This is a genomic window from Metasolibacillus meyeri (genome assembly GCF_003049505.1).
Lineage (GTDB): Bacteria > Bacillota > Bacilli > Bacillales_A > Planococcaceae > Metasolibacillus > Metasolibacillus meyeri.
The window spans coordinates 1-3,961 of sequence record NZ_PYWN01000203.1; the positions used below are offsets into that span (position 1 = coordinate 1).

At 39.9% G+C, this 3,961-nt stretch carries 2 protein-coding genes; both read right to left on the reverse strand.

Annotated features, from left to right (window positions below):
- Positions 1-3,381 (reverse strand): DUF6359 domain-containing protein (locus C9J34_RS20670; RefSeq protein WP_238600738.1); only part of this gene is annotated, 3,381 nt, incomplete at its 3' end.
- 211 nt (positions 3,382-3,592) lie between these two features.
- Positions 3,593-3,961: S-layer homology domain-containing protein (locus C9J34_RS20675; protein WP_193769124.1), on the reverse strand; the 369-nt coding region annotated here is incomplete at its 5' end.

Here is a 3,961-nt window from a genome sequence, read left to right on the forward strand (position 1 = left end):
TGCACGAGCTAAAATGGATGCGAATTGTGCACGCGTTACATTAGCATTTGGCTTTACTTCGCTATTTTCATTGCCTTTTAACAAGCCACGCTCAATCATTTGTTGCACATAACTTGCTGCCCAGTGATTAGCTGGTAAGTCTGTCGGTACGAATGGAGCTGGTTTTTCCGGTTGTGGTGTTTCAGGTGTTTCTTCTGGCTTGGTTTCAGGTGTAGTTGTGCCACCGCCTGAATTGTTACCTCCTGTGCTGTTGTCACTGCTACCTGGATTATTGCCGCCTGTGCCATTGTCACCGCTACCTGGATTGTTACCGCCTGTGTTGCCACCATCACCTGGATTACCACCACCGTTATCTGGATTTGGGTCTACAACAGCAGGTTTTAGGTCAATTTGTGCTAAAATTGGATCGTGATCACTTGCACGACCTGCCATATCAGTGAAATCAGCATTAATATGAATTGCATCAATTTCTGTATGATTAGCTAAATTGTTTGATACTAAAATATGGTCAAGTACCTGCGAGTTACCTTGGTATACATAAGAATAACGGTCTTCCTCTGGCAGTTTATTAATCATATTCGTCATATGACGTTGCTCTAAAATTTGCATGGAATCTGCAAATTGGAAATCATTGAAATCTCCTACTGCTACAATATTTGCATCTGGGTTTTTTGTTTTGACTTCATGAATAAAGCCTTCCACAATCGTTGCAATATTTTTACGTTGTACTTCACTTTTATTCACTACTGGCTGTTTCGAGCCATATAATGCGTCATCACCATTTTTTGAATTCCAGTGGTTAACAATCACAATCACTTGCTCATCATTAAAATCAAATTGTGCCGCTAATGGCTTACGACTGCTTTTGAATGCATCATTTTGTGGGTCAATACGTCCTGGATTCACCGTTAAATTGCCATTTTCATAGCCAACAGCTGTTGCTGCGTCACCTGATACAATATCTGTTAGTGTGACACGTTCTGGATTGTACAGCACACCCACGCGGATATTTGCTCCTGGTGCCCCACCATCCATATTGTTAATAGGATCAATATTGGCATATTTGTACTCTACTCCGCCTGCTTTCACGATTTCATTAATTAGGCGCTCGTAGCTTTCATTCGCTGCTGCAATACCGTTATTTGTATCACCATTGTTGTCTTGCACTTCTGTTACACCAACGATATCAGGGCTATTTAAATCTTGTACAAAGGCACGTGCTAATTTTTGTGCTTTTTCATCTGATGTTTTGCTCTTATTATTCGAGAAGTTTTCAAGATTGTACGAGCCAACTGTTAGCTTATTCATATCTTTCACAATATGTGTTGTTTCAGGCTTCACTGAACCTTTTACATGAACAGCCTGCATGTCCGCAAGCGGTGCGTAAATTTTATAGTTTTGAAAAGAATAACCGACAACACCAACAATATTCCCCTCAAATTTATCACCTGTAGCCACATCAAATTGGCGTGCCGCACTATTTGGCTCTAAACGGAATTGGATAATATCAGCGTTTTTACTGTCCTTTTCTAAAAGTACACCACCATGCTTCGTATTTGTTGCACGACTTTCCAATACAGTTGTCAAATCACCATTTGCTTGCGGTCCAACTGCTTTAACATTCGACACTTGTACACGCATGCTTTCTAAGCTTTCCCAGAAATCAATGGCATCTGTTTCTGGATTGAACACTGTTAAGTTGTCACTATCGATTGCACCTGTTGGTATATTCGTTTCATCAAGAATAATTGGTGCTGGTAATGCTACATTCTTCTCTAGTACTGTTACATTGCCGCCTTGGTCATCACGCACATTGATTTGTGTCATTAATAAATCTGTCGTTTGACGCTCTGTATAGCCTTCAATTGCATATTCAGACACTTTACCAATTACTGAAACTAAATCACCTATCTCAATCGGCCATTTATTACGACCTGAGTATAATACAATACCTTCAGATGTATGTGGATCATTATCCACCAATTCATCAGGGGTTTGGATTGTGTAATATGTCGCGCCGGTTACTTCATAAGTTGATGTAACAACCCCTTCGATCCCTTCTACTACTTGATTATTGTAAGGTGATGTATGACCTGCACCTTGAATTTCATGAATGCGTAAGGCGTCTGTAATTTTGTAGTCCAGTGTGATGACATCGCTATACTCTTCTACACCATCACGTTTTACAGTTGCTTTTAATCTTGTATCTTCTGTAATTGAAATAGGTGCGGCATATGTCACTCCACCTACTGTAGGGTCTACACCATCAAGAGTATATAAAATAGATGCATTCGCTGTTGTCGCTGTTAATGTTACTGTTGTTCCATTAATAAATGTGCCACCTGCAGGGGTTGCTGTTGGTGGTAATAGCACAGTCGTATCAATCGTAGCATCTGCACTTGAACGTAAAATTACTTGGTAATCATTATTATATTGCTGCACAATACCAGTGATAGATGCATACTTACTTTCGACTAAACCAAGCATTCCCGTTTCATCACGCACGATAAATGGCTGACCAGTTGAGTCAGTTGCTGTGTAATTAATCCACCCGCTACCTCCAGCCTGTTTTACTAATGTAACATTTTCTATTTTTACTAATTGCGATTCATAACTCTCGCCTACTTGGTTACCTTTAATTGGTGCCGGACTTGGTACTTCAATTGTCGCTGTATCTTTTGAGACAACTGACGCCGAGTCTAATTGTAGAAGGTTTAGATAAGTATTTAATTTCCCTGTTAGTGTGACTAATTCGCCCACTTGTACGTTAAGTGAGGTAGGTCGAACAGAAATACCACCTGTTTCATCTTGAATAGCAATTGTGTTTTTCAGCTTTGCTGTTACTCGACCTTGAACTGTTACAGTTGCTCCATCTGCTAATGCGTGTGCTTCAGCAATTGATATAACTGCAGGTGCCTCTGGTTGTGATGGTGTGCCTGAGCCGCCAGTAAATTGGATAGCAGACGGATTTTTTAAACCTTTCAGTCCATTATAAGCCTCCAAATTTCCTGTCACACTAATTGGCTTCTCTAGTGCTGCTGGATTGGATTTCAAACCAAATTGCGCGCGATAACTTGGTGAAAGTTGTATACATAACATATTCACTTTATTTGTTTCATTCGGACTATCTGCGATTAAAATGTTATAGTCATCTTTAACATTCGCAAGATCCTGTGTAATCCCACCATTGCCTGTCGCATAACCTACAATATACCCTTGAACCGTAGCTGTTCCTGAATTATTTGCAATCGCCTGTGCTACTGTCAACACTTGTTGTGTATCCGCTTTCACAACAAGCGGTGCTGCTGGCGCTACCGCACTAATTATAAGCGCTGACGCTGCAAACATACTAAATGACTTACGTATTTTACCTCTTTTCATTCCTTCTATTCCCCTTTTCTCTCCCAATAGTATTCCCTCATCAAGGATGGATGTCATACCTCCTACATTGTATCAAATTTTTAGAAAAGTATAATTAAATTTTTGTAAATCTCCTCTTCATTCAGCGATATTTTTTATTAATAAAAACAAAGACGCATGAAATCAATCAATAAATTGTTGATTCCATGCGCCATATTCATTTTAATACCAATTAACGATTGTCAATAACCTCTAAAAATTCGATAACCATTTTTGCTGCATGCGCACGTGTTGCTTGTGCTGTTGGCATGAATTTTCCTTGGTCGCCTGATGCAATGCCTAATTCTTGAAGCATTGCAATCGCTACAAGTGTTTCTTCATTATACTTACCTAAGTCTGCAAATGTTGCATTACCTTGCGGCACGTATTTCTCACCTGTCGCATATTCATATGCACGGTAAAGCATTAATGCCAGCTGTGCACGTGTAATTTCTCCTGATGGCATATACTTACCATCTGTTCCTTTCGCAATACCAGCTGCAAAAATAGCTGCAATTTCAGCTTGTGTTGCCGCTGCATAGTTGCCTACATCACTGAATGG